This window comes from Lutispora sp. (genome assembly GCF_041687175.1).
In the GTDB taxonomy this organism is placed as follows: Bacteria; Bacillota; Clostridia; order Lutisporales; family Lutisporaceae; genus Lutispora.
Genome location: NZ_JAWLCK010000175.1, coordinates 1 through 4,400 on the forward strand (window position 1 = coordinate 1; position 4,400 = coordinate 4,400).

The 4,400-nt window shown below is 29.9% G+C and carries 5 protein-coding genes and 1 pseudogene; all 6 read right to left on the minus strand.

Going from position 1 to position 4,400, the window contains the following annotated elements; genetic code table 11:
• Nucleotides 1-247: 247 nt before the first annotated feature.
• Complete coding sequence (locus ACESM9_RS14635) at nt 248-565, minus strand: hypothetical protein (protein WP_373000336.1); 318 nt, start codon at nt 563-565, stop codon at nt 248-250.
• The gene (locus ACESM9_RS14640; RefSeq protein ID WP_373000339.1) at nt 546-1,349 is read right to left on the minus strand and encodes an ExeA family protein; all 804 of its coding nucleotides are present in this window, start codon (nt 1,347-1,349) and stop codon (nt 546-548) included. Before ACESM9_RS14640 ends, ACESM9_RS14635 begins: the two co-directional genes overlap by 20 nt.
• Complete coding sequence (locus ACESM9_RS14645) at nt 1,342-2,598, minus strand: DDE-type integrase/transposase/recombinase (protein WP_373000342.1); 1,257 nt, start codon at nt 2,596-2,598, stop codon at nt 1,342-1,344. Before ACESM9_RS14645 ends, ACESM9_RS14640 begins: the two co-directional genes overlap by 8 nt.
• 87 nt (nt 2,599-2,685) lie before the next feature.
• Nucleotides 2,686-3,252 (minus strand): DUF6431 domain-containing protein, encoded by a 567-nt coding sequence (locus tag ACESM9_RS14650; RefSeq protein ID WP_373000345.1) that lies wholly within the window; start codon nt 3,250-3,252, stop codon nt 2,686-2,688.
• A 151-nt stretch (nt 3,253-3,403) separates the two neighbouring features.
• The gene (locus tag ACESM9_RS14655) at nt 3,404-3,970 is read right to left on the minus strand and encodes a terminase large subunit domain-containing protein (RefSeq protein ID WP_373000347.1); all 567 of its coding nucleotides are present in this window, start codon (nt 3,968-3,970) and stop codon (nt 3,404-3,406) included.
• A gap of 150 nt (nt 3,971-4,120) precedes the next feature.
• Nucleotides 4,121-4,400 (minus strand): annotated as a pseudogene (locus tag ACESM9_RS14660) (hypothetical protein); the annotation flags it as partial.

Here is a 4,400-nt window from a genome sequence, read left to right on the forward strand (position 1 = left end):
TTGTAGATTAGCACTTTAATTACTTCGTTAATTTTCAAATTATTTACTGTATCATTTTTGGCATATTTTCAAATTAATTATTCGATTTGTATAATAATTAATCGAATTTTTCAAATTATCAAATCTAGTTTGTAGTTTTCATTTTATTAATGTCGTTTTATCTAAATTAATTAATCATTATTTTTGAATTATTTTTCCACTTTGTTTATTTTATTTAATCCAATTTTTCTAAATTAAAGAGAGCTAATTAAGCTCTCTTTAAAATCTTTTTATTCACTTTATTAAACCGTTTACCAATATATTTTGAATTATAGAGAATAATAGCCTCATCAATAATTAAAGAATCAATACTTATACATAAATATTCACTTACTGGTCCAGTGTTAAAATATTCATCATTATAAGATATCAGACAATAACCCATTGTATCCTTGAAGTCAAAGAAGAAGTAATCATAACCACTCACACCTCTCAAATGCGCATATACTTTAGGGTTACGCACATCTTGATTAATTGGGCAACTATTCATTAAATACTCTCTCAATTTAGTTGATTTCAATTTCATTTTGGGCCGCCATTACAATATCAGTATCAATTACTTGTTTTTTCTGCTGAGTACCAATTATTAAGCATTTTACTAATAGGTTATTGAGTTTTCTTACAGAACCATTACTACAACCATAGATTGCTTCAATCGCACTTGGATTAAAGATTTCCTGATGGCATCCGGCATTACTTAAACGGGTTTTAATATAGTCCTTTACTTCATCCTTAGTAATACCAGTAAAGTGATAGTTAATGACTATTCTCTGTCTTAGTGGTTCGTGGATATTCTTTGATAAAATCGTATTTAATATTGGTTGTCCAATAAGTATACAAGTTACATAATTCTTTGAATCAAGGTCAAAGTTAAGAAGAATTTTAAGATCATTTAGAATTTCAGTTCTTAAATACTGCGCTTCGTCAAAAATAATGACCATGTTAATCTTTTTATCCCTACAAAGGGATATCAGTGTTTCCTGAATATTTCTAAACATATCAGTTTTCTTGTAACATGGTTCTATCCCTAAACCAAAGCAGAGATTACGATAAAACTCCATTACAGTAATAGTTGATAAAGGTATATAAACCACTTTAAAAAGGCTCGGATTTAGTGTTGAAGTAAAATGTCTTATTGTATATGTTTTACCAGATCCAGCCCCCCCTGAAAATAAACCTATTCCTTTAATAGACTTTAGATACTCTAGCCTAGATAATGCTTCGGTAAAGTCTTGTGATTTGAAGTGATACTTGGTATCCAATGATTTATCAAACGGATTAAATTCTAAACCATAAAACATCTTATACATTATAGCTCACCTCACTTAACATACTATAATCGATAGTATTCTTTCTCTTTATCTTGGAATTATCAATTTTCTTAAGTGGGTAAATTTCAATTATATTATCATTATCGAATAAATAGGCTTTCGACAAATCAAATGGTAAATATCTTACTTGAACTTTTTGACCAATATACTTCTGTGGCACCTCGAAAGTAATTTTATTAACTGGAATAGTGGCATCATTTAGAACTCTACGATTCTCACGATGAAGGAAATGTTTTTCTAGTTCCTCAATTGGGATATAACGAATACGATCCATATCCTTTATAAACCGTAATTTAGGAGTTTGTTTAATTCCGGAATGAATAGAGTTATTGTATTCATCATTAATGAATCTAACAATAACTTCATTCAATTCATCTAAAGATTGAAATTGATTCCAATCAGTACCGTTCATCCATTTATCTTTAATCGTTCTAAAGAACCTTTCTTGCTTACCTTTGGACTCAGGTGAATAAGGCCTACTATGGATTAAAACCGTACCGATAGAAGCACAAATCAATTCTAATTGTTCATTTTTATACGGTCCACCGTTATCTACTAGCAATCTTTTAGGAACCCCATATTTAGCCACTGCTTGTTTAAATACTAGCTGCATATTAACCGCATTATCGTTAAAGAAGACTCCGTGTCCAACAATTAAGCGTGATGCATCATCGATAAAACATATTAGATATGTTTTGGATTTCTTCCCATTTTGATTTAATACCACAAAATGACTTGAATCAGCCTGCCACATATCATTACTATATTCCATTTCGAAAGCTTTTCTTTCAATCCCTGATAATTGATTCGCTTTTAAATTATGATTACGAATATAGCGCAATACACTTGATAATGATGTTCCTATTTTTCTAATTGTTCCCTCTTCAATTAACTTTTGATAGATTAATGTACCAGTAATATGGGGAAACTGATTCTTTAATTCTTTAATCCTCCTGATGGCTTCATCATTAAGTGATCTTGAAATACCACAATCACTTCTACCCTTAGGCATTAATGCATCAATTCCATGATGCATATACTTTAAATACCATCCCTTAGCGGTTTCGGGGGTAAACGAAAAGAGCGTACCATCTGATAAGGTAAACTGCTTTTTTGACTCCTTACGAAAATGTTCTATTTTCGAGGGAGCAACATATGTATTTGTGACAACTGGAGCAATAATTGAATATTTTAGGAGTGCTATCTCCTTTAAAAGTTTTTCATTCATATCTTTCACCTCTAATAAGAGTATAAATTGTCGGAATTTGAAAAACCATTCAATTATTGTGTGGTCATGTTATTTATAAAAAACAAGTTATCCAGGCGATTTAATAACTTGCATAAAACAATACTTATTTTCATTAAAGTATTCTGTTAAGAAGTCTGATAGATCGATATAACCTAATATTCTTTTTAAAATATCAATTAACTTAACTTTTAAATTTTCTTCTTTTTTTCCTTTAAATAAAAAAATACATTGAGCTTTATGATCCTGAAATCTTTTAATCCAAGAATATATCAGCTGAGGTGATATATTATATCTTTCACATAGTTCTTCGATCTTTACCTTACTATAATACCCATTTAAACATTCCAGAATCAAACTATAACTATAGGTACAATATGGAATGATGAAGTCTGGTAATATAGCATGAGTATGGCCGCATGAACAACATCTTAATCTTAAAATATCAATAATTTCATCAATCAATACCCCACCTATTAAAGCAACTACATGTCTAGGGTAATAAGCATGAATTTCCATTAATCCTTTAGCTTTACAAATAGGACAAACTAGTAAACTAAAAATAAGGTGCTTTATAAAACAATTATAACTATCCTTTAAACTATTATTGATTTTTACTCTTAAATTTGATAACATAGTAATTGCTTATTGGAGCAAAGAGAAGAGTAAGTTTGGTGACTGTGTCTTCTCTTTTTTTTATTATCCAATACCTTTCAACCATAAAGATTAGTTAATACGAAAAAAAATATTCAAATTATTCATATCTTTATTATATAATGAAGATATCTTAATTTGAATATTTTATTATATTTCTAAAGTAAATAATGTACTTATCTACAATTACTACTTCCCATTCATCTGGTTCATTTTCAAGTAACCATCCCGCTAGGTCCTCCGGATGCCATCTTGTTAATGTAATTAATTGTTGCGAATCATTATGAAGACGGGTCCTAAATACTGTATCGTACCAGTCCTTTACATTCTTTCTTATGGTTTCACTCCAAGCATCTTGAGCATCTTTATAAGGGTCATCAATAATTCCAATATCAACTGGTCTTCCGGTTAATCCTCCACCAATCCCTGTTCCTATGATTGAACCTTCATGATGTGGTATTTCGAATTCTTCAGATGTATTAATGTATCCATCAAAGCCATTGCTTAAATTAATTTTATATAAGGAGTTGTATTCCTCCGATTGGATGATTCGCTTTATTTCTCTTAAGAATTTCTTTCCGAATGAGATATTATAACTAATTACTGCTATTCTTCTGTTCGGATTATCACCGATTAATTTAGCTGGAAGCCTTCGACTGCATAGTTCACTTTTTCCATGTTGTGGTGGCATAAAAATCATTAGTTTTTTAATTTCACCTTTAGCAAACTGATCTAATTTATCAGCATAAACTTGATGATGCCAATTAATAAAATAATTTTCTTTTGTGTACAGAGTAAAACTTAATAAATTTCTTTTTCAAGTTCAATTTTTGCTTTTTTTGCTATTTCTTTAATTTGTTGATTTGTCCATTTTTGCAAGGTCTCTCAACTCTTCCTCTGTAAAATCAGATAAATCAATTTCAGTATTAGTGATGCCACCACTATGCTCAATTTCCTGTCTATCCTTGAATTCATCTGGAAAGTAGTTCTTTGCTAAGAATATTTGCATAGTAACACTAGGGGGGATGTACCTCTTAGTTATCTCTTTTCTAACTATTTGAGCTTTTCCTTTTGAATTATCAATGATTACTTTTTCTTCCTCAACAAAATAACCACCAAGTGCTGTTTTA